Consider the following 21125-nt stretch of genomic DNA (forward strand, 5'->3'; position numbering starts at 1 on the left):
CTGTCTCGTCGAGCGGAACGAGCAGGCAGCGCCATTAACGGACTAAGAGTGGATTCTTAGCCCGCACTTAGGGTCCGTACAGAAATTTTCGAATCGATTAGGTTCATTAGGCCGCGGCAATTGGCCGAATCCCGTCAAGGAACTGAAGCAGTTATTGTCATACGGGCCCTTAGTAGCCCCGCTCAAGATTTACGAGATTGGTGATGTCATTGCCCAACTTGATCTGCTCGCACAGACCTGCCACCTGCGCTATGCCCGAATCGACCCAATAGCTTGCCACATGTGGTGTGATGGTCACCTTCGGATGGGCCCATAGCGGACTCGCCTGGTCGAGCGGTTCCGAGGTAAAAACATCGAGGCAGGCGCCTGACAGTTGCCCAGCGTCAATGGCGTGCAGAAGTGCAGCCTCGTCGACGTGTGCTCCGCGTCCGACATTAACGAGGTAGGCGCCGCGCTTCATCAGACGGAAAGTTTCGGAATTAAGTATTCCTCGAGTTTCGGTGGTCAGCGGCAGCGCGCACACGACGAAGTCTCGTTCAGCCAAGGCCTCCTTAAGCGCTGGGGCACCAGCGTAACAGGCCACATCGGCGATTTGCTTAGGGTTGCGGGACCATGCCGCCGTGCGATATCCCAGCTCGGCGAAGAGTCGCGCGGCCCATCCACCGATACGCCCAGCCCCAAGGATAACGATGCGGGTCTCGCTGGTCTTCCGTGGCGCGATCGGGCGCCATCTCTTCTGGGTCTGTTGGAGAGCATATTCAACGACATGGCGTTGCCGGCACAGTACTCTGAGAACAATGTACTGCACAACCTCAGAGGCAAGTTCGCGGGTCGCCAAACGTACGACGCCAACGCCCGCAGGCAGCTCACCCAGTTGCAAGCCGTCTATGCCCGCGCCGAGATAGGCAACTGCACGCAATCGCGTCATACCTTCAAAAAACCTGCGCGGCGTAACCTTATCGATCAGCACCAAGTCAATGTCGCCGGGATCGCCGTGATGGGGCCATAACCGGAAGTCGAGGCCCGAAACGCGCGCCTTGAGAGATCGCGCCCACTCCCCCGCGTCGATATAGTCGGGGTAATCATTCACCATCAGTAAAGTGAGTGCTTTCACCACTACCTCCTAAACACTCTGTTCGACGTACATCAGCCGGAATGGATCGAAGCGGCTATCCGGGCACGCCAGCCATGCGCATCGCCTCTGCGAAGTGATCACGATCTTCTTGACGACGGAATGGGTTGTTGTCGAGCAGAAGCTGGATGCATCCTTTGGCTGCTTGCTCAATGCCCCCCGGCCTTGCTTTCAGCCTCGCTACTGCTTTTTCCGCCCATAGCTTTGCCTCGGCAAGCCTATCAAGCTTGGCAAGTATAGCTGCGCCGAAAAAAGTCGAATCGATAAAGTAGTCGGGGACTCTGATCCGCGCGGCTAGGGCCTCGGGATACCGCCTTGCGGTAAATAGGGCAGTCGCCTGAAAGGCGATATACCAATCGGGGTATCGTGGATTGAGACGCATTGCCGCTTCGCCGCAGGCAACCGCCTTTTCCCCTTCTCCATACATTGCGAGCATGTAGCTGGCATTGGCGAGGCTGTCGGCATCGTTAGGGTTGAACATGATGGCGCGATCCACATGTTTCTTCATGCGCTCATAGTCGCCCCGATAGAGGCAAGGCCATGCCAGCGCGATGTGGGCTTGATAATCGGCTTCATCGAGCGCGAGGGCCCGTTTGGCGCAATCAAAGGCCATGTCATAAGCGCCTCTACCTTCTGCCGCAATTAGCAAATCAAGCGCTTCCATCTGGTAGGTCACCGCTAAACCGGAATAGGCGCGCGAAAAGCTTGGGTCTGTGGCAGCAGCCTTTTCGAAGTGCTGGCGCGCTTCAAGATTGTTCTGACCCACCGTCCACAAGAGATGTTTGCCGCGCAACCAATGGTCATAGGCGATGAGGTTTTCAGGGTGCTTACGCTTAGCGCGTTCCAAGGAATCGTCTTCGAGGCCCACCGCCAGCATGCCCACGATCCTCTGGGTTATCTCGTCCTGAACCGCAAACATATCGGCAATTTCTCGATCATAGCGCTCCGCCCAGATGTGGCTGCCGGTCTCAGCGTCGATGAGCTGCGCGGTTATGCGCAGACGATTCCCGGCGCGACGAACGCTTCCCTCGAGTACATAGGTCACGCCCAAGTCGCGTGCCACGTCGGGGATCTTCATCGTCCGTCCCTTGTAGGTGAACGAGGAATTGCGGGCGATGACGGACAGCGACCGAAAGCGCGAAAGTTCGGTAATGATGTCCTCTGTGATGCCGTCGGAGAAGTACTCCTGCTCTGGATCGCCGCTCATATTGACAAACGGCAAGACGGCGACCCACGGCTTATCGGGTAGCGACAGTGCGCGACGCACCAAGGCAGAGGTATCGGCTGGGCGCACTCGGCAAACGCGCACCAGCTGCTCGATGTTCTTCAGCGCCTGCTCGCCCATATCCTCGAACTGCAGATCGAGCCGGTTGCCCAGGTGGTCACGCACTGTGCCCGACACCGCTATGCCACCGGCCGGGGCGACGCTCTCAAGCCTAGCCGCAATATTCACTCCGTCTCCGAAGATGTCCTCGCCCTCGACGATGACATCGCCCAGGTTGACCCCGATCCGCAGTCGGATCGCGCGGTCCTCTGGCATGTCGGCGTTGCGCGCCTCCAGCCGCCGCTGGATGTCGACCGCACAGGCAACGGCGTTAACAACGCTGGGGAACTCAGCCAGAACCCCATCGCCGGTCGCCTTGAAAATCCTACCCATGTGTTCGGCGATCTTTGGATCGACCAGCTCGGCCCGCAGCGCCCTCAGCGTAGTCAGCGTGCCCATCTCGTCATGGCCCATGAGCCGGCTGTAACCGACCACATCGGCAGCGAGTATGGCGGCCAAACGGCGCTGCACGGCGCTCTCGACCACGCTCGGACTCCTCCCACGTGTGACGGCTCCGCTTTGGAGCCCAATCAACTACACAATACCAGCGCCTTATGTCAGGGCAATCGGGCGCTCGGATATGACGCCTCCCATCGGCAAGCCATTAGAAGCTACGACACGTACGGGCGGAATGACAGCTTTGGGTCATGGCCGTGAATTGACCCGGAGCAAGCGAGCTTCTGCTTAGGGTCGACTCTGGCCAGTGCGTGAAGGTCGGCTTAGGAGGCGCGACTCGAATGGCGCGAAATGGCGCGTCCCGCTGGTTCGAACATCCGCCCTCGAGAACGCCCTAAATGAGCGTCAAACGACTTGGTTGGGTGTTTTTTTGCCTTCCCTCTCGCCGATTGGAACGAGAAAGGAGCGCCAAATCCTGACGTACAGACGAACGGTCGATAAGGTCGCGATCCTGACCCACATTTCCAGTGCTTCTTCAGGCGGCCTTCAGAACTGTCTTTCTGACGAGTGCGATTTTGCACTCATCGATGAAAGCTGGCAAGAAATGGAGCGCAATCCAAGAACTGGCTCCGGCCGCAAGCGCTAGCGGAGAAGCTATCTCAATCCGGCTATTCTTGTATTTTTATTGATCTAAACAATGACTTATGGCGGTGAGGGAGGATTCGAACTCCGCGCTTGGAAGAGCGTCCTTCTCGTCCTCACCGTGCAGGCCGGTTACTCTGGGCGGCAGAGTGCCCTTCCGCGCTTCGTTTCCGATATCAGCGCCGGCAACTGACCAAGGCATAGCGGGCTCGTAACGATAAGGACGGTTCTCGCCATTTGAGGACCGCAACGGGTTGGCGAGTCTAGTCTGAGCGATCAAGCCCGCGCTCTGGACGAGGTCCCATCCTCACAGAATGTTCGCCCACCGGGCCAAACGTGACGCAACGGAACGGATGGTTCACCCGTAAGGTCTTGGGGAGATTGCGAAAGGAGACCAGCATATGACCTGCGAACGAGACGTCGGCACGTTCGAAGAGCCCGTGACCGTTTTGCTGTCCTCGGGCAAAGTCAGTGTTTCGAGCACCCGCGAAGCCGCCGAAATGCTGCTTTACCGCTGGCCCATTGGAGAAACCGGGCGCCGCATCCAGGCTCGCATGGCGTGCATGAAGGTGCTCGGCGGCGGCAGCGCACCGGAGGTAGCGCGCGTGGCATTTCTCAACGCCGCCAAGGAAGCGAAAATCCTGACTGCTTGACATCTCGTCAACGCGTGCCCCACCACTGTCCATCGTGCATCACTCTTGCAGCGGCCATTACATTTGTGCAAACATCGTGCGTCGATCTCGCAAGGCATGATCGCTTCCGGTGTGGTGGTTTACGTGTCGTGCCAGCCGGTCGACTTCCGCAAGGGCGCGGCAGCTTTGATGGCGCTGGTCAGGGATGGTGGCCTGGACCCGTTCTCGGGGGCGCTTCACGTATTCCGTTCGAAGCGTGCGGACCGGGTTCGCATCGTGTGGTGGGACGGCAGCGGGGTTTGTCTTTATTCGAAGACTCTGGAAGATCACAGCTTCTGCTGGTCTGCGATATCGGCCGCGCGCATGCGTCTCGACCACGCCCAGCTGATGGCGCTTCTGGCCGGGTTAGACTGGAAAAAGATCCGTCCGGCCAGGATCAGGCGGCCGTTATCGACGGGCTGAAACCGGCCTGCGGCAAGATGAATCATGCGGCTGGAACGGTTGGGAAAGCGGCTGTTTTTGTGCTTTGCTGCCTGCCATGGTTCTACCGGGTCTTGCCCTTCCCGACGACGTTGATGCGCTGAAGGCGATGATCCTTTCCATGGCTCGCGAGCAGGCTGCGAGCGAGGCCCGGATCGTAGTCGCCGAAGCTCGGATCGCAGCCTCCGAGGCGGAGGTCGCCCGGCTGAAGGCCGTCGAGAAGAGCGCCAACGAGCGGATTGCCAATCTCACGTCGATCCTGAAGGTTTTGCAGCGCACGCAACATGGCACGCGTTCCGAGCGGCTACGCCTGGCCATCGACGACGAGCAGGCCTCCTTTGCCTTCGAAGAGGTCGAGACCGGCCTTTCTGCGATCCGCAGCGAACTCGATCACGCAGTCAAGGGCAAGCCAAAGCGCGCAGCGCGTCCACGCAAGGGTTTTGCAGCTCATCTCGAACGCATCGAGGAAGTTATCGAGCCGGAAATCCCGGGCGACTGCGAGGGGCTGGAAAAGGTTCTGATCGGCGAGGATCGATCCGAGCGGTTGGACGTCGTGCCGCCGAAGTTCCGGGTCATCGTCACGCGCCGTCCCAAATACGCTTTCCGGGGCCGTGACGGCGTGGTCCAGGCTCTGGCGTCGGCGCACATCGTTGAAAGCGGCCTGCCGACGGAGCGGCTGCTCGCCTATATCGCCGTGTCGAAATACGCCGACGGCCTTCCGCTTTACCGGCAGGAGACGATCTATCTGCGCGATGGCGTTGAACTCAGCCGGTCGTTGATGGCGCAGTGGATGGGGCACCTGGGCTTCGAGTTGCAGATGCTCGCCGATTACATCCTTGAGCGCGTCAAGGAGGGCGAAAGGGTCTTCGCCGACGAGACGACCTTGCCCACCCTTGCCCCCGGAGCGGGGAAAACCACGAAAGCCTGGCTATGGGCCTACGCACGGGATGATCGACCCTATGGCGGAACCAGTCCGCCAATGGTTGCCTATCGTTTTGAAGACAGCAGAGGCGCGGATTGCGTGGCGCGCCACCTCGCCGGATTCAGCGGCATCCTGCAAGTGGATGGCTACTCGGCCTATACCAACCTGGTCAAGGCACGGGCCAAAGCCGGCAGCAATGAAACAATCCGGCTCGCCGGCTGCTGGGCTCACCTGCGGCGCAAATTCTACGACCTGCACATCAGCGGGATCTCGCAGGCCGCGACGGATTCGATCATCGCCATGACCGAATTGTGGAAGGTCGAGGACGAGGTTCGCGGCAAGGATGCCGGAAGCCGCGCCGCGCTCCGTCAGGAAAAGTCCGTGGCCATTGTCGCGAGCCTCTTCGATCTATGGGAAGCGGAACTGGGCAAGGTCTCCGGAAAATCCAAGACCGCCGAGGCGATCCGCTACGCGCTCACCCGGCGGGAGGCGCTGGAACGCTTTCTGATGGACGGTCGCATCGAAATCGACTCCAATATCGTCGAGCGTGCAATCAGGCCCCAGACGATCACGCGAAAGAATAGTCTATTCGCCGGCGGCCAAGGCGGTGGACGAACCTGGGCTACGGTAGCCACCTTGCTGCAATCCTGCAAAATGAACAGCGTCGATCCGCTCGACTGGCTCTCCCAGACCTTGACCCGCATCGCTCAAGGCTGGCCGGCATCCGAGATCGAAATGCTCATGCCTTGGAACTTTAGGCCTGACGTTATCGGCTGACCGCTTACGCGCGATCAGCCTATCACGTACGATTTGGCTTTGCAGGCGATGCGGCTGGCCCGCGGCTGCTGACTAGAAGCGATCGGCCGAACCAAAGAAGAGGCGCTCCCTTGTTTCGCGCCGTATCCCCATCTAGCCTGCACTATTGTCAGTTGAGGTGACGGGTATGAAACAGAATCAGGTTGGCATTCAGCGATCATTCGCAAGCAACGCATTGGCCATCGGGCTTTTGATATCGAGCATATCTCTGGCAGGGTGCACTACAGTCTCAAATAGCGGTGCGGATGGTCGACGCCGCCGTCCGGCACCTATACGGATATTGTCGTTGTGACGGTCACCTTTTGAGATAAGCGCATGGAGCCGGCGCTTGCTGGGGATTGCCCAGGCCCGGCACGATGCTCCGCCCGACCCCCTACTCGTGCCGGGCACACTCCTCCGGGTCGTTAGTCACTGCTCTCAAGCGGCTCCCCTATCTCGAAGACGCTCCCGCGTGCTGAGCAGGCGGTTGATCAATTGACAAGCAGCGTGTGATCGTAAGGTTTCGCCAGCAGTGGTCCTCCATCGCACCAGCCTCCCGCATCGGCTGCGGCGTCCGATACCCTGACGTGAGGATCACCTTCACGCAAGGAGATCGGTGGGCGTATCCGGGCGGGCGCGTTGCGCAAGTCTATTTCGCGCCAAAAGGGGCGAGGGATGTCCTAGATTAGACTGGACCAGCCGCATAAGCGTCGGAGGCGTACCCGTCGAAAACGAACTCGTGTTTGAGGTTCCGGTCCGCGGAACAGCAGTTATCCAGAAATGGAACTGACTTTGAACTGTTTCGCTTGCCCGGTTGACAATCGAGGGGTCCCGTTCGGCGATCACCAAGCCTTTAAACTGCACGAGCTGTAAGCCCGTCCGTAAAGCACCCTTACCTTTAGTCGTAATACACGACACGGTCCCGTCCTTCCGACTTGGCGCGGAAGAGCGCCAGATCGGCCGCCTTGATGAGGTCATTTGGCGTGTGGTTCTCATCAGGCACCATGGTTGCAACACCGACGCTGATTGTCACCCGCTCAGAACCGTGTGGAATGCTCAAGGCTCGCACGCTCTGCACGAGCCGCTCGGCCATAGCGCCCGACTGCGCCTGCAAAATATCGACCACCACCACGACGAACTCTTCGCCGCCGTAGCGCGCCGCGAGATCGGTCGAGCGGTTGCAACTGCTTTGGATTACACTGGCGACCTGCTTCAGCACCTCGTCGCCTGCCATGTGGCCATAGGTGTCGTTGTAGCGCTTGAAGTGATCGGCATCGATCATAAACAACGACAGCGGGCTCTTCGTGCGGACCGCGCGCTTCCATTCCGCCGCGAGATATTCATCGAAGTAGCGCCGGTTTCCCAGACCTGTGAGACCGTCAATCCGTGTGAGACGTTCCAGCTCGAGATTCGCGCGCATTAATTGCCGCTGGCTTTCTCGCAGGGCCCTGTATGCCTCCTCTCGCTGAACGTGGTCAAGATAGGCCCGGGAGTGATAACGGACACGAGCGACCAACTCGATACGGTCCGGCAGTTTGACCAAATAGTCGTTCGCTCCGGCCTCGAATGCCTCGCCCTTGATGGCCGGATCTTCTTTACTTGACAGCACGATGACGGGGACAGAATGCGTCGAGGAATTCTTTCGGTATTGCCGTACCAAGTCCAGCCCATCAACGCCCGGCATGACAAGATCCTGCAGGATGACCGTTGGCTTCACTTCGTCGGCAACTGTAGTCGCTTTGAGCGGATCGGTGCAGAAGTGGAAATCTATGTCCGGCTGGTTTGCGAGCGCGCGCCGGACCGCTTCACAGATCATTATCTGGTCGTCCACCAGCAGAACCATTGACGAGTAATTGTCTGCCAGGGGTGAGACGAGATTGGATTTGCCCGTCATAGAATAACCTTTCAGCAAGATGGGCCGCACGCCTCGATTAGGCGCGGGGCGATTGAGTCAAGCGGTAGGATCTCGACAGCGGCACCGATGGCAGCGGCGGCTTTGGGCATCCCATAGACCGCACTCGACGCGCTGTCTTGAGCGATTGTCAAATGCCCTTTGTCGCGTAGCAGCTTGAGCCCTTGGGCACCATCTCTACCCATGCCCGTGAGCAAGACACCGATCACGACACCCGGCCACCACTGCGCGGCGCTCTCAAGGAATACATCTACGGAGGGACGGTAGACGTTGTCGTGCGGCTTCGGGGTATAGCCGAGCTTGTGGGCTGACTTGAAGACGAGATGATCAGCCGTGGCCGCAATTAGAACGGTGCCGGCCTCGGGCTCATCTCCTTCGCGTGCCGGACGGATTGGAAGTGCCGCATGCTGGCCGAGCCAGTTTGCAAAACCGGGTACGAACTGCGCATCGAGATGCTGTACGAGAACTATTGCGGCCGTGAAATTGCTCGGAAATGCGCCGAGGATCGCGGCAACAGCTGCGGGCCCGCCCGCAGACGCGCCGATGGCAATAAGGTGCTGTGCCGATGACACAGACGGGGGCAATGTCCGTGTGCCCCAATTTGAAGACGGCGCGTCACGTACGAGTTTGCTGATCGTCGTTATCTTCTTGATGAGAAGCTGTGCGGACCGTCCGGACCCCGGGCCGTCAGAGCCGATCGAGGGGATGTCGACCGCGTCAAGCGCGCCATACCCCATTGCTTCATAGACACCAGGAATGTTGGCCTCAATGCTCGCCGTGACCAGCAGAATCAGGCATGGCGTCTTCGCCATGATCCTGCGCGTAGCCTCGACGCCATCCATTTCCGGCATCACCAGGTCCATGAGGATCAGGTCCGGGAGGTCTCGTTGGCAGGCCTCTACTGCCTCACGCCCGTTAACGGCGATCCAGGCCACCTGATGTTCCGGGGTTGATACAACCAATCGCCGCAGAAGCTCGACCGCAAGAGGCATATCGTTGACGATAGCGATCCTCATTGATGGATACACACGCTGCGCCTCATTCTGTCGCCTGGCCGATCAGGTCGACGACTGCATGGAGCAGTGTCTCGTCGTGGAAACTCCCTTTAGTCAGGTAGTAGTCCGCGCCGGCGTCCAGACCTCGCCTGCGATCGTCTTCGCGATCTTTGTACGACACGATCATGATCGGGGTGTTCCCGAGCCGGCTGTCCTTCTTCATCAAGGTCACCAGTTCGATGCCGTCCATGCGCGGCATATCAACATCGGTGATAACAAGATCAAATGGTTCAGACCGTATGGCGTTCCATCCATCCATACCATCAATCGCCACCTCGACCTCATAGCCGTTATTGTCCAGCAGCTTGCGTTCGAGCTCACGTACCGTCAAAGAATCGTCGACCACCAGAACGCGCTTGCGCCGCCTAAGATCGGGGCTGGTAGTACCACGCCGCAAGGTGCGTAGGCCGCCGGATGACGCGAGCTTGTCTACTGATCGGATCAGATCGTCGACATCAACGATAAGCACGGGCGAACCATCTTCCATCAACGCCGCCGCGCTGATGTCCTTGACCTTGGCAAAGCGAGGATCTAGCGGCCGGACCACCAACTCGCGCTCGCCCAGGAAGCGGTCGACAATCAACCCGTGGGTTTCACCGTGATCACCATTAATCAGAACGACTGAAAGTTCATCGGCGTCTGCTTGCGGCTCAGCGCGGTCAAGAACCTCGTGCGCGGTGACTAGTCCGATCTGTCGATCCTCGAAGCGGAAATGCGGCCGGCCTTCGAGCAGTTCGATGCGCGTGCGCGGCAACTTTATCGTGCTGGCGATGCCTGCGAGCGGGAAGGCGTATGGCTCTCCGTCAATGTCGACGAGCAGCGTGCGGAGCACCGACAAGGTCAACGGCAGCTGTAGTTGAAATCGGGTTCCGAAGCCGAACTCTGAGGAGACGGTTGCGAGGCCTCGGACCTGCTTGGTCATCGCCTGTACGGCATCGAGCCCCACGCCGCGTCCGGAGATGTTGCTAACCGTCGCTTTCATCGAAAAGCCTGGCAGAAACAGAAATTCGAGCAATTCCGCTTCGGCAAGTCTGCCGACGGTCTCCTCTGTCGTCAGGCCGCGCGCCACGACCGTCTCGCGCAGCTTGTTCAGATCGATTCCCCTTCCGTCGTCCGCGACGATTATCTGCAGCAGGCCCGCATTGTGCCGTGCTTCGAGCCTGATGACACCTTCTTCAGATTTGCCGGCTGCTATACGTTCGTCGGTCGTTTCGAGCCCATGGTCGACAGCATTGCGGAGGAGATGGCCGAGTGGTGCCTCGAGTTGGTCCAGGATGTCGCGATCGATGCCAGTTGAGCCCCCGACGATGTCTAACCGCACGTTCTTCCCCAAGGTTCGGCCAAGGTCGCGCACCGTCCTTGAGTAGTGCCGGACGCCATCCTCGAAGGGGCGCATGCGACTCGCCAGCGTTTCGTCATAGAGTCGGTTCGCAAGGTCAGTGGCTCTGCGGTCAATCGAGTCCAATTCGTCAAGGCGCTCTGCGAGGAACGTCTGGCTCAGCCGAAGTTTTTGCAGCGCCTCTGCCAGTGCTTGCACCGCCCGATCGTCCTTAGGAATCTCGGCCAGTGCGTCGCCTAGCACGTCGAAGGCAATGGCCAGATCCGACTGAATCCGTTTCAGTCGAAGTAGGCCGCCCGTAAACGGCCTGAGGCGACGAGCCTCCATCAGGGACTCACCGGCAAGCCCTAGTAAGCGGTTTAGACTATCGGCCGTTACCCGCACCATACGGTCGGAACCGACGCCGCCATAAGGTTGAAGAAGTGGTTCCGATCGAGCGAGGACGCTCGTCTCCTTCGCCGAAGAGGCCCACGGCGCCTCCTGCGGGGCAGCATTTGAGCCGGCGAGCTCCGTCTCTGATGCTGTCGATGGGGAGGATGCCTGCTCAAGCGCCAGCAGAAAACCGGCTATTTCCAGTTTGGCGCTCTCATCGGCCGAGGCAGGCTCACTCGCTATGGATCCGAGGAGATCGACGCCTTTCAAAAGTGTATCGATGTGCTCGCGACTCAGGCTGAGACGCCCCCGCTGTGCGGCGACCAGGCACTCTTCCATCGCGTGCGCAACTTCCACCGCCGGCGTCAGATCGACGATCCGGGCCGCCCCCTTCAGCGAATGGGCAGCCCGCATGCAAGCGTCGAGACTCTGGGCGGACACGGGATCGCGTTCGAGCGCTAGCAGACCGGACGTCAGGGCCTGCGACTGCGTCTCCAATTCGGCCCGAAAGAGGTCGAGCATCGAAAATTGGCTGTAGTCCGCGCCGCTCATGCGATAGCTCGATCGAGCATGGCCAGCAGCAGCGCCTCGTCCAGACAACCGACCGCGCCCCTTCGCCACGAGACCATGGCTGCCGTCATGGTCGAGGACGCCTTGCCAACGGTAGCAGGCAAGGCAAGCTTGTCGCTCTGTTTGAATCGATAAATGCCGTGCATTTCGTCCACAGCAAAAGCAACGCGCTTGTCGCTGTTGCCGACGACGATAAGACGCGGAAATGCCTTGGTCCGCGTGTCCTGTACCCGCGTTTTGCGGTCGTCTACTCCGAGCAGTTTGGCCAACGAAATGCAAACCAGCAATTCGCCTCGAACATTGACAATGCCGAGAACCGCACTGTTCCTGCGGTGTGGCAGCGAATGAATGCTACGCAGCTCGGCCACTTCTTGGAAGCAGCCAACCGGAAGCGCCAGCCATTCCTCGCCGAGACGAAAGACAACGACCGTCTGAAATGCACTGCTCTCGGCATTCCCGACTGCTTCATCGGTCCTTGCCTGGGCAAAATGTCGGGCCCACTCGTCCCGATAGCCGGGCGGCAGCGGACGGTTCAGGAGGTTCCGTGCGATTTCCTTATAGGTCGGGCAGTTCCGGCAGTGGAGATGTTGCTCCAGTTCAGGGCACGATCTGTCACCACGAACGCCTATTTGCCGCCAGCAGTCGCCGATGGCGATGTCCGGCACCGATGATGCGCTACCGGGCTCAGCTGACGTCAAGTGCCGCTCCTTTTCCCAATCCGACCGAGCCGCCCGGTGAGTGCCTCGGCACCGGCGATGTCACCCTGCTTGCGAAGCAGCAGCGCAAGATGCGCGAGGGCTTCTTGATGGCGGGGTTCGAGATAGAGGGCCTTGCGATAGTTCTGGATCGCCTCGGAACGCGCATCTTCTGCATCCTGAGCTAGCCCGAGCAGATAGAAGATTTCCGGCGAAGGACCGTATTCCCCGAGATGCGTCAGCGCGAGTTCCTTTGCTTCCGCAACTCGTCCGGCATTGGCGGTGCGTTCTACAGAAGCGAGGCTTTGGGCCGCCCGCTCGGAAGGGTGGAAGGAGCGCTCCACTTTCGCTGCATTACTGGAGGCCGGCCGGATCGGGCTCAGCACTTTGCTGACGTCAGAGATAGGAGCAGGGGTGGCCGGACCGAAGCGCGACTTGGAGGGGGCAACCGTCCGGGGCGCCTTAGCCGGCTCCACGTTCGTGAACGCAAATGCCATCGGTAATCGCGCTGAAGCAAAGCCGTGCAGAATCGGAAGGCCTGATTCCGCTGGACCGACGAGCAGCAGGCCATCTGGCGCGAGGAGGGTCTTCAGACAAACCAGCGCGCGGTCTTGCAGGTTTCGGTTGAAATAGATCAGCAGGTTGCGGCAAAAAATAATGTCGTACGGTGCCGGCCCATACGAGGCCGCAGGATCAAACAGGTTGCCAAGCCTGAACCGGACTTGCTTCAGGACCCGCACCTCAGGCCGTAGTCCGCCTTCGGCCGCTTCGAGATAGCGCCCTCTGAATTCGAGAAAATCGCCGCGAAATGAGTTGCGCCCGTAGACCGCGCGCTCCGCGGCCGCGAGATTGCCCGTGCTCACGTCGACTGCGTCAATCTTGAAATCCTGTGCTCCGAAACCAGCATCGAACATGGCCATCGCCATCGAATAGGGCTCTTCGCCTGTCGAACATGGTAGGCTCAAGAGCATTATGGGTTGACCCGGCCGCATGCGCGCCCGTGCATGACGCGTCATTGCAGTGAAAGCTTCACGATCTCGGAAGAACCATGTCTCCGGTACGACAACCGCGTTGATCAGTTCCTGGAGCTCGGATGGGGAGCCAGCCAGCAACTGCCAATAATCTTGAAGCCCGCTGATCCGGCAGGCTGACATCCGCTCCCGGAGCGCGTGACGGATCACCGACAGACCGACAGTGCCGCTGTCCAGTCCAATCTTTTCCCTCAATAGCTGTTCGACCGCACCAAACATCATGAACTCATCGCGACCTGACGGAACAACGTTTTGCGAATGTCGTCCGATAGCAGCGCTTCGGCCCTGACCCACTGGACAAGTCCTCTATCGTCGGACGCCACGGGGCCCAAGTAGGGCGGAGTTCCCGCCTCCATCCCGGACGGCGCGAAGTCAGAAGGATCCCGCTCGAGCATATCGGTCGCTCGTTCAGCAACAAGCGCAAGCAGGTGGTTCTCACCATCCTTGGTTGGATAGCGTATCAGAACGATTCGTGTGCTCAGCACCAGCGCCGAGGGGCGGCCAAGCGCAAGCAGGCTGAGATCGATCATGGGAACGGGTAAGCCCCGGCAGTTGATTAGGCCTACTACGCCGTTCGGCGCGCCCGGCAGCGTTCTCACGCCAATGTAAGGCAGGACCTCTTCAACCTGCTCCATGTCCAGCACATACCGGTCGCCACCTATACAGAACCCGAGGAATAGCATAGTCGTCCTAGCTCGCAGGCACCTCTCGTAGCGCCCGCAGTTTGAAACGGGAAATGCTGCTGCGTAACCCGCCCGAAACCTGATTGAGTTCGTCGATCGCGAGCGTGGATTGCTGGAGGGATTCAACCGTTTGCTGAGCGGCTTCGCTCAATTGTATCAGCGTCTCACTGATCTGCGCTGCGCCCGTTGCCTGGGCCTGCATTCCTTCATTGGCGACTTCGAAGCGTGGCACCAAGCCCTGGACCTGCTGAATAATCTCGTAGAGTTGGCCGCCGACCTGCTGCACATCTTGCATGCCACGTCGGACCTCCTCGGAGAATTTGTCCATGCCCATGACGCCGGCTGCGACGGCGGATTGAATTTCCTTGACCATCTGCTCGATGTCGTATGTCGAGACGGCGGTTTGGTCGGCAAGCCGCCGGATCTCCGTTGCCACGACCGCAAAGCCTCGCCCATATTGGCCCGCCTTTTCAGCCTCGATTGCGGCGTTTAGCGAAAGAAGGTTGGTCTGGTCGGCAACCTTGGTGATCGTGGTCACCACCTGATTGATATTGCCGGCCTTCTCGCTCAGGATCGCAAGTTTGGAATTAATCGCGGTGGCGGCTTCCATGACGTGCTGCATGGTTGCCTCCATGCGTGCCAGCCCTGCTTGTCCGCCGGTGGCGAGCGTGGCGGTTTGCTCGGCGACCGCAGAAACTTCGCTCATCGTTCGTACGAGCTCATTGGAGGTTGCCGAGATTTCCTTCGCGGTCGCTCGGATTTCGGTCGTAGTGGCCGCGATCTCATTTGCGGTTGCCTGCTGTTCCTTTGAGGTGGCGGCCACCTCGGTTATCGATGTGTTGACTTGAATGCTGGATTTCTGAACCTGGCCTATCAGCGTGGTGAGATCATCGGCCATGGTGTTGAAGCCCTCAGCCAGCGTGTCAAACTCGTCCTTGCGCTTCAAATCGAGGCGCCCGCTGAAGTCGCCCAGGCGCATTACACGGACGAGATCGACCAATCGGCCAAGCGGGACACTAACGGCACGGAATAGAAGATAGCCGCACAAAAGGGCCAAACCGAGTGCTACGAGGAACCCGGCAATCAGGCCCAACTTCGCTGTGCGGACGATCGAACCTATCTTTTGGGTCGAGCTGTTTGCCTCTCCTCTATGGTCCTCGACCATGGCTTGCAGAGCCGATTGCAATTTCCGAAAGATCGGCTCCACATTGTTCTTGATGGCCGGGCGCTCGTTGGGGATCTCTCCCTTCGCCAACGCGGCACGACTGGCATCCAGTACGGCGGCTTCGGCTTGGCGGAATTGATCGGCGAGGTCCTTGACGACAGCGTAGTTCTGCTTGTCCAAATCGGACTCAATGGTCTCTTCATACTCGTCCATCGACCGTTGCAGGGCGTCGCGGTTCGCCTTGATGGTAGTCTCGAAAGCCCGCTTGTCGGCAGGATTGTCCTGAAGAGCATATTCCTGGAGAAGACTATGGGCATCCATCTGTCCCATCATGATCTGGGTGCTGTGATAGAGGTCCGGAAGAGTTTCCTTTTCCACGCTGGTCGCTTCTTGCTCCGTCTGGAGAAACCAAACGTATGTAATGATGGCCATAACCGACATGACAACCAGAACGGCCGCGAAACTGGCGAGTATGCGGCGGCGTATCGTCAAGCTGTTCATCGGGCTCAGTTCCGCCAGGGCGCTAATTGATTTGTTGGCACGACTAGCCCAGCACCGCGTTGCGACTATGCCGAACAGGCGAGATTCATTCGAATCGCGGAATCTAATATTGGAAACGTTTCTTTTCCGTTCACGTCGCGCCCACAAGCCGCCTGCGAACGGCATGTACGCGTCCAAACCAATGGTCGATCGCATCGGCCGCAACTGGAAAGTATCTCCCACATCGAGCGTGGCAACCAACTCCCCTCCATTGAAACGCTCGTGAGTCGCGCGTGTTCTCAGCGACGGATTGCTTCGAAGGCCTGGCAAGGGGGCGCGCTGTTTCGCGCGAGAGCGCACATAGCTCGAGGTGGAACTCCTGGAAGCGCCGTGCAATTGGCGCCTAGGGTTGTCAAAGTGGAGCGCGTGCAGGTGAGGCCTGCTTGCCGTGCACGCTTTGCGCTGGCGCAAATCTGATTTCATTTGTCGCGGCTATGGCCGTTAGCCTACCCACGAGGGCGAAACACTCGCAAAGTCAATCATCGAGACTGGAAACGCTAACCCGATACGCGACTGGCGCCGCCGGTTGAAGAGAGGGCCAGCGACCAGCAGCGTGCTCGCCGAGTGCGGCCGCGGGAACTTGTGCCGGCCGCGCCAAGGAGCGGATATATCAAATGGAGCGCAATTCTTAGCCATTCCTTCATCCATCTTTCGTTAAATACCCCATGGAAATGGGGCGCCCCATATCGAGGCGGTTGGTTCGGTGTTTGCGACGAGGCGTCGGGACGAGCGGCAACGTTGCTACTATTTTTGCCCTATCTTTGCCGATTGTCGTCGGCGCAGCGGGTCTCGGTATCGAGACCTCCTACTGGTACTTTAGCAGCCTGAAATTACAGGCGGTGGCGGATGCGGCAGCCTATGCTGGCGCTTTGGAAAAGGTTTCGGGATCTGACAAGCCAACGATAGTCGCCGCCGCGACACTGTCAGCGACGACGAACGGCTGGGACCCGTCAACAGGCACAATCGAAATCTTCACTCCCCCGTCCTCTGGCCCGAATGTCGCCCAAAAGGCCGTCGAGGTCATCGTTCATCAGACCCTCGATCGGTTTTTCACATCGATATTCACGCAAAACGCAATCGGCGCACGGGCAAGAGCGGTGGCTTTTATCACTGACGCCTCAAAGGCCTGCGCTTTGTCGCTCAATCGTTCCGCCCCGAGAGCGGCGCTGTTTTCCGGCAGTTCGACCATAAAAATGACGGGCTGCTCCGTCATGTCCAATTCCATTGCCGCCGATGCGATCAAGCTTCAGGGATCGGCAAACCTTCAGGCCGACTGCCTGATATCGGCCGGCGGTGTTTCGTTGAACAACCCCGTGACGACTGTTTGCGCCAGCCCGATAACCCAGGCCTTACCCGCTGGTGATCCCTTTGCCGACCTGCTGGCGCCACCAGCCACAACCCCCTGTCAAAACTCGAAATTGTCGACCCTGAACCCCGGGACATACTGCAGCGGGCTGAGCTTGAGCGGCAATGTTGCGCTCGCGCCCGGCGTGTACGTCATTCAAGGCGGTGATTTCAAGGCGAACGCGAACGCCAATATTTCCGGCGACGGAGTCATCATTTATCTGGCCGGCAGCTCGGGCGTCAGCATGAACGGCAACGCCACCGTCAAGCTTAGCGCACCGACGTCGGGCACGTATTCCGGTGTGCTGTTTTACGGCAACAGGGCTAACCTGGCGGGATCGAACACGTTCAATGGCACGGCGGACTCGCTTTTGACCGGCGCTTTGTATTTTCCAACCCAGGATGTCAATTTTCTGGGCAATTTCTCTGGCAAAGGTGGTTGCACGCAGGTCGTCGCCAGTACCTTGCAGTGGTCCGGCAACACGAGCATCAGCCAGGATTGCACGAGCCTCGGAATGCGCGACATTCCGGCGACGCAATCCGTTCGGCTTGTGGAGTAATCTTCGTGGAACGGCGATCCGTCCGGATGTTCCGGAGCGATTCGGGTGTTGCTGCGGTAGAGTTTGCGCTGATTGTGCCGATCCTTTGCCTGGTACTTCTTGGCGTTATTAACGGCTGGTCTTTCGTATCAAGCGCGTTGTCGATGCGTGCAGGCGTCAAAACGGCGGCGAACCTCGTGATGCAAGGCGCGGCCGACGACGCGGCTACCCAAGCCGTCGCCCTTTCGAGCTGGGAAAATCATCCCGATGACGCGCAGGTGACGCTGAGCCGGAAATATATGTGCGGGATCACCGTGGTCGATCCATCTGTCCTGTGCGACAGTTTGAAAGCTCCCGCGGTTTTCGTCGAAATCCAGGCGACAGCCACCTGGTTCCCGCCCTTCAGTTTTGGCGATTTTTCCCTCTCGCGCGGGATCAGCCACAAACAGGTGATTCGTGTCCGCTAAAGCGGGAGCCTTCATACGTGGGGTATCAGGCGGAGCCGCATTGGAGTTCGCGCTGATCGCGCCTATTCTGATAATGCTTTTGATCGGCATCTTCGCATTCGGCTGGGCTCTGAATGCCATGTCGAGTGTTCGCTATACTCTGGAAACGTCCTCACGAGCGCTGCAAATGAAGAACTCGCTGACCGAAGCCGAGATAAAAGCGATAGCCACGGCAAAATTGCTGAGTTTGGGATTAAGCGATGTCAACATAACAATAGCAATCGACGCCCCCAGCGGCGGCTTTCGAATGGCCCATCTGACCGCCAAATATGCGTTCGTGATTGAATTCCTGTATTTCGACCGGTATCCGATTAATTATGCGACAACCGTCACGGTTCCGTTGATTGGAACATAAGGCTCATTCTAGTCGGACGCCGCAGCTAGTTCTCCATCAAAAAACCTGCAGCGAAGCTCTTCCTTGCCGCAAGGTGCTTCACGCGGGCTTTGATCCCCGGCTTGACCCATTGTGGGGTCGCCGGCGGCCTTGGCAAGCCCTTTGGTAGGAGGCCGGCATGCTCCTGAAACGTACTTCCACAACCGATCCCGCATGTCACGCCGCCTCTGACGATAACGCTATGTTCATCAGCCAAGCTCAATTATCTGGCAGACCAAAAACTACACGAAGCGACAGACGCCGGGAATTAGGCGAAATGGCTGAAGACGAACAGAGGCGCCAACGCAGGCAGCGCGTCTTCAAGGGCGCAACAATCCTGACCGGCATGACCCATTCCGAGGTCACGTGCACGGTGCGCAACATGCATGCCGGCGGCGCCGAACTGAAGGCCTCGATCGACGCTCGCGTCCCCGACGAATTCCTGCTCTATGTGCCGACCGACGGCATCGCCTACAAGGCGGTGGTTCGTTGGCGTCGCGAAGACCGCATCGGCGTCATGTTCACCGGCACCGAGCCAAAGCCGCACTGGCACTACGGCTAAATCCCCTGAACCACACCTCGTAGCCGTATGCTGGGCGGTGATTGACCCCGTCCTTTGGACGCCTTGTTCCTCCTCCAGAATTTCTTCGACTTAGGTGGCCGACAACCATTCTGGCGCCGACTGACTGCTCGCTTCCATTATCGGTTTGCCGACCATCGTTGGAGATTTCAGAATAGCTACTGCTCTCGCCCTCTCCACCGTCCTGATGGTTTAAACAGTGCCCGTGCATTTCGAGACGGTCCGAGTCGTCGCGAGGATGCGGCGCTGGTGGGGTCGGTCTGCTCGTGTGGAACTGCTCGCATTCATCACGCCTGCGTTGGTCGCGCACCTGCTCGGTATTGGGCAGGGGTAATAAAAGGCGCTGTTCCCCCACAAGCAGAAAACCGGCCTCCCCCTTGCTTCGGCCTGCGGCCTGCAGCACCGACAAGGCACCCGCTAGCGGGTGCCGCCGTCCATCTTTTCATGCCGTCGCGAATCGTCACGTGATCGGTCCGAAAGGTGATGGTTTTGGTCCGTCGAGACGACAGCGACATTCGCCTGACTGGGAACGACAGGGTCAGAGTGCCTGTCATATCAGGGAACGTCGTGCAATTTGTCGACCAGCCCACAAAGTTCCAAAAAAACGGACCGTTCGCTTTGAGGTTGAGTTGCGCCTTAGTGCTTCCCTTGTGATCTTCCTCAGCGTCCGCTGTTTTGACAGGGAGCGCATTGGTCATTCGGCCCATCGCGCTTTTCTGCGGCCCGCCGTTTCGCCCGACATCATGGAACGATATCGCCCCCCATGTATTAGAAACCCATGGACACTATGGAACCCCACGGCCACGGGATGGCGGCCGATTTTTTGACATCGGAAGTTGCCAATGCCAGGCAGCGCATCCACCGGACCGAGCTCGCACTTCAACGCACTGAAGAAATGCTGGCCGAAAATCTTGCGCTGTGCAGCAGGATACGAACTGCGGTCGAGGCCGCAGACCGCTTGGTGAAGATCGATCCCCCGAGCTTTGAAGGACGTCGCGCGGGTTGAACTGGGCCGGCGGTTGATTCGTCGCGACCTTCAGGCCACCGGCACCACTCGCGCTCAAGCACGGCGGCAACCAGGTCGACAGACGGCGAGCGCAGCTCATGGTGCGCGGCCTGGTGCTCGCGAGGAACCTGTCATCGGGCATGCGCTCCACTGCCTCGAAATGCCATCGCGCGCGCGGCGCAAACACACGCAACCCGTGGGGCCTGTGGCCCCACACCCCCATTCCGTTCCGCTTCGCGGACGGACATGCTCGCTCCCTCGCTCATGCGGCACTATCCGGTGTTGAGCCATATTGCTTTTGAGAGTGAAGGATGCGGCTGATCGCCGTCGCATAGCGGCTGATCTCGGCGTCGATCTGGCTTGGGGTAAAGCCTCGGCGTTCGAGCTTCTTCCGCTCCGGTGCAACATGCAGCGACCAGTAGCGCTGTCCGGCTTGGTAGGTGCGAGCGTTCAGCGCGGTTGGTATGCTGCGAAGACGTAACCTTGCAGCTCGACTAAGGCGATCGGTCCCTTGGGAATAGTGTCGTCGGTATGGAAGATCGCATCGGCACTGTCCTTCCAGCCCTGATTGAAGAGGCCCGTATCCGCTGCCCTGCTGTAGGTAACGAACCCCTCCCCGTTGCGGGCTCCGACCTCTTCCATCCAAGCCGTGGCAGCACCCAGTGATTCCCAAATGCGATCGACAAAGTCCTCATCTCCGGTCCTGTCGGCGTAGGACGAAGCCAGATAGATGTGCAGCGGAGTGGTGTCGACGCCATCATAGTAACGGCCGAACGGCAACTCGCGAAGCACGGCCATCTTGCCCTTGCGCATTTCGTGCATGATCTTGCCTGGCTCCGCGTCTCCGAAGACGGAAGTCTCGGTCGATTGGTAGCGGGCGAGAAACGCCAGCACGCCACGGGCAAGCTCGGGATTGAGCCAGAGCATCTGCAAGGCGGAAATGACTCCGTCGCGACCAAAGGCGGTTGAGAACCATGGAATGCCGGCATACGGGTATGGTCCCGTCTCGAGGTCGGTTGTCAGGAGCGCGATGTCGGTACGTATGCGGGCCAGCCAGTCATTGAACACGCGTCCGGAACTGAAAACGGTGGC

At 59.2% G+C, this 21125-nt stretch carries 19 protein-coding genes; 8 read left to right on the top strand and 11 right to left on the bottom strand.

Going from position 1 to position 21125, the window contains the following annotated elements:
• Nucleotides 1–169 precede the first annotated feature (169 nt).
• Both NKH43_RS11545 and NKH43_RS11550 read right to left on the bottom strand, forming a co-directional pair.
• The gene (locus tag NKH43_RS11545) at nucleotides 170–1114 is read right to left on the bottom strand and encodes an NAD(P)-dependent oxidoreductase (protein ID WP_156948306.1); all 945 of its coding nucleotides are present in this window, start codon (nucleotides 1112–1114) and stop codon (nucleotides 170–172) included.
• Between the two features lie 55 nt (nucleotides 1115–1169).
• Complete coding sequence (locus tag NKH43_RS11550) at nucleotides 1170–2942, bottom strand: adenylate/guanylate cyclase domain-containing protein (RefSeq protein WP_352622018.1); 1773 nt, start codon at nucleotides 2940–2942, stop codon at nucleotides 1170–1172.
• Nucleotides 2943–3895: 953 nt separating this feature from the next.
• Between NKH43_RS11550 and NKH43_RS11555 the strand changes: the two genes are divergently transcribed.
• From NKH43_RS11555 to tnpC, 3 genes are all read left to right on the top strand, one after another.
• Nucleotides 3896–4147, top strand: coding sequence for a DUF982 domain-containing protein (locus NKH43_RS11555; RefSeq protein WP_023722956.1), 252 nt, complete (start codon nucleotides 3896–3898; stop codon nucleotides 4145–4147).
• Between the two features lie 96 nt (nucleotides 4148–4243).
• Nucleotides 4244–4588 carry an IS66 family insertion sequence element accessory protein TnpB gene (gene tnpB / locus NKH43_RS11560; protein ID WP_023722957.1) on the top strand — a complete coding sequence of 115 codons (345 nt, stop codon included), beginning with the start codon at nucleotides 4244–4246 and terminating at the stop codon, nucleotides 4586–4588.
• Nucleotides 4589–4664: 76 nt separating this feature from the next.
• The gene (tnpC, locus tag NKH43_RS11565; protein WP_023722958.1) at nucleotides 4665–6305 is read left to right on the top strand and encodes an IS66 family transposase; all 1641 of its coding nucleotides are present in this window, start codon (nucleotides 4665–4667) and stop codon (nucleotides 6303–6305) included.
• 916 nt (nucleotides 6306–7221) lie between these two features.
• Here the strand turns inward: tnpC and NKH43_RS11570 are convergent.
• The 7 genes from NKH43_RS11570 to NKH43_RS11600 are packed head-to-tail and all read right to left on the bottom strand — an operon-like array spanning nucleotide 7222 to nucleotide 15886.
• Nucleotides 7222–8217: a response regulator gene (locus tag NKH43_RS11570; RefSeq protein ID WP_031195385.1), complete on the bottom strand. Its 996-nt coding sequence runs from the start codon at nucleotides 8215–8217 to the stop codon at nucleotides 7222–7224.
• A gap of 11 nt (nucleotides 8218–8228) precedes the next feature.
• Entirely contained in the window at nucleotides 8229–9251 is a 1023-nt protein-coding gene (locus NKH43_RS11575) for a chemotaxis response regulator protein-glutamate methylesterase (protein ID WP_352469269.1), read from the bottom strand.
• Between the two features lie 22 nt (nucleotides 9252–9273).
• On the bottom strand, nucleotides 9274–11553 hold the full coding sequence (locus NKH43_RS11580) for a hybrid sensor histidine kinase/response regulator (protein WP_023722961.1): 2280 nt from the start codon (nucleotides 11551–11553) through the stop codon (nucleotides 9274–9276).
• On the bottom strand, nucleotides 11550–12269 hold the full coding sequence (locus tag NKH43_RS11585) for a chemotaxis protein CheW (protein ID WP_051409790.1): 720 nt from the start codon (nucleotides 12267–12269) through the stop codon (nucleotides 11550–11552). The genes NKH43_RS11580 and NKH43_RS11585 overlap by 4 nt, the downstream gene beginning before the upstream one ends.
• Nucleotides 12266–13519, bottom strand: coding sequence for a CheR family methyltransferase (locus NKH43_RS11590; protein ID WP_023722963.1), 1254 nt, complete (start codon nucleotides 13517–13519; stop codon nucleotides 12266–12268). The genes NKH43_RS11585 and NKH43_RS11590 overlap by 4 nt, the downstream gene beginning before the upstream one ends.
• On the bottom strand, nucleotides 13516–13980 hold the full coding sequence (locus tag NKH43_RS11595) for a chemotaxis protein CheW (protein ID WP_023680840.1): 465 nt from the start codon (nucleotides 13978–13980) through the stop codon (nucleotides 13516–13518). The genes NKH43_RS11590 and NKH43_RS11595 overlap by 4 nt, the downstream gene beginning before the upstream one ends.
• 7 nt (nucleotides 13981–13987) lie before the next feature.
• Nucleotides 13988–15886 (bottom strand): methyl-accepting chemotaxis protein, encoded by a 1899-nt coding sequence (locus NKH43_RS11600; RefSeq protein ID WP_245278787.1) that lies wholly within the window; start codon nucleotides 15884–15886, stop codon nucleotides 13988–13990.
• Between the two features lie 470 nt (nucleotides 15887–16356).
• Between NKH43_RS11600 and NKH43_RS11605 the strand changes: the two genes are divergently transcribed.
• From NKH43_RS11605 to NKH43_RS11625, 5 genes are all read left to right on the top strand, one after another.
• On the top strand, nucleotides 16357–17589 hold the full coding sequence (locus tag NKH43_RS11605; protein WP_352681764.1) for a pilus assembly protein TadG-related protein: 1233 nt from the start codon (nucleotides 16357–16359) through the stop codon (nucleotides 17587–17589).
• Between the two features lie 5 nt (nucleotides 17590–17594).
• Complete coding sequence (locus NKH43_RS11610; protein ID WP_031195389.1) at nucleotides 17595–18035, top strand: TadE/TadG family type IV pilus assembly protein; 441 nt, start codon at nucleotides 17595–17597, stop codon at nucleotides 18033–18035.
• 40 nt (nucleotides 18036–18075) lie between these two features.
• Nucleotides 18076–18429: a TadE/TadG family type IV pilus assembly protein gene (locus NKH43_RS11615; protein WP_352622013.1), complete on the top strand. Its 354-nt coding sequence runs from the start codon at nucleotides 18076–18078 to the stop codon at nucleotides 18427–18429.
• A 295-nt stretch (nucleotides 18430–18724) separates the two neighbouring features.
• A complete protein-coding gene (locus NKH43_RS11620) occupies nucleotides 18725–19009 on the top strand; it encodes a PilZ domain-containing protein (protein ID WP_023680838.1) in 285 nt (94 codons plus the stop codon).
• A gap of 826 nt (nucleotides 19010–19835) precedes the next feature.
• The gene (locus tag NKH43_RS11625; protein ID WP_352858172.1) at nucleotides 19836–20033 is read left to right on the top strand and encodes a hypothetical protein; all 198 of its coding nucleotides are present in this window, start codon (nucleotides 19836–19838) and stop codon (nucleotides 20031–20033) included.
• Between the two features lie 262 nt (nucleotides 20034–20295).
• On the opposite strand, the gene NKH43_RS11630 is transcribed toward NKH43_RS11625, so the two are convergent.
• Together NKH43_RS11630 and NKH43_RS11635 are read right to left on the bottom strand one after the other, a co-directional pair.
• Nucleotides 20296–20595 (bottom strand): DUF6074 family protein, encoded by a 300-nt coding sequence (locus NKH43_RS11630; protein ID WP_352536487.1) that lies wholly within the window; start codon nucleotides 20593–20595, stop codon nucleotides 20296–20298.
• Nucleotides 20484–21101, bottom strand: coding sequence for an amylo-alpha-1,6-glucosidase (locus NKH43_RS11635; RefSeq protein ID WP_352622656.1), 618 nt, complete (start codon nucleotides 21099–21101; stop codon nucleotides 20484–20486). The genes NKH43_RS11630 and NKH43_RS11635 overlap by 112 nt, the downstream gene beginning before the upstream one ends.
• Nucleotides 21102–21125 lie beyond the last annotated feature (24 nt).

The organism is Mesorhizobium sp. M1163, assembly GCF_040318415.1.
Taxonomy (GTDB): Bacteria; Pseudomonadota; Alphaproteobacteria; order Rhizobiales; family Rhizobiaceae; genus Mesorhizobium.

Excerpts from the sequence above, each read along its gene's own strand:
- NKH43_RS11555 (WP_023722956.1), top strand. The coding sequence starts at position 3,896 with ATGACCTGCGAACGAGACGTCGGCACGTTCGAAGAGCCCGTGACCGTT.
- tnpB (WP_023722957.1), top strand. The coding sequence starts at position 4,244 with ATGATCGCTTCCGGTGTGGTGGTTTACGTGTCGTGCCAGCCGGTCGAC.
- tnpC (WP_023722958.1), top strand. The coding sequence starts at position 4,665 with ATGGTTCTACCGGGTCTTGCCCTTCCCGACGACGTTGATGCGCTGAAG.
- NKH43_RS11570 (WP_031195385.1), bottom strand. The coding sequence starts at position 8,217 with ATGACGGGCAAATCCAATCTCGTCTCACCCCTGGCAGACAATTACTCG.
- NKH43_RS11575 (WP_352469269.1), bottom strand. The coding sequence starts at position 9,251 with ATGAGGATCGCTATCGTCAACGATATGCCTCTTGCGGTCGAGCTTCTG.
- NKH43_RS11580 (WP_023722961.1), bottom strand. The coding sequence starts at position 11,553 with ATGAGCGGCGCGGACTACAGCCAATTTTCGATGCTCGACCTCTTTCGG.
- NKH43_RS11590 (WP_023722963.1), bottom strand. The coding sequence starts at position 13,519 with ATGATGTTTGGTGCGGTCGAACAGCTATTGAGGGAAAAGATTGGACTG.
- NKH43_RS11595 (WP_023680840.1), bottom strand. The coding sequence starts at position 13,980 with ATGCTATTCCTCGGGTTCTGTATAGGTGGCGACCGGTATGTGCTGGAC.
- NKH43_RS11605 (WP_352681764.1), top strand. The coding sequence starts at position 16,357 with ATGGGGCGCCCCATATCGAGGCGGTTGGTTCGGTGTTTGCGACGAGGC.
- NKH43_RS11620 (WP_023680838.1), top strand. The coding sequence starts at position 18,725 with ATGGCTGAAGACGAACAGAGGCGCCAACGCAGGCAGCGCGTCTTCAAG.
- NKH43_RS11625 (WP_352858172.1), top strand. The coding sequence starts at position 19,836 with ATGGCGGCCGATTTTTTGACATCGGAAGTTGCCAATGCCAGGCAGCGC.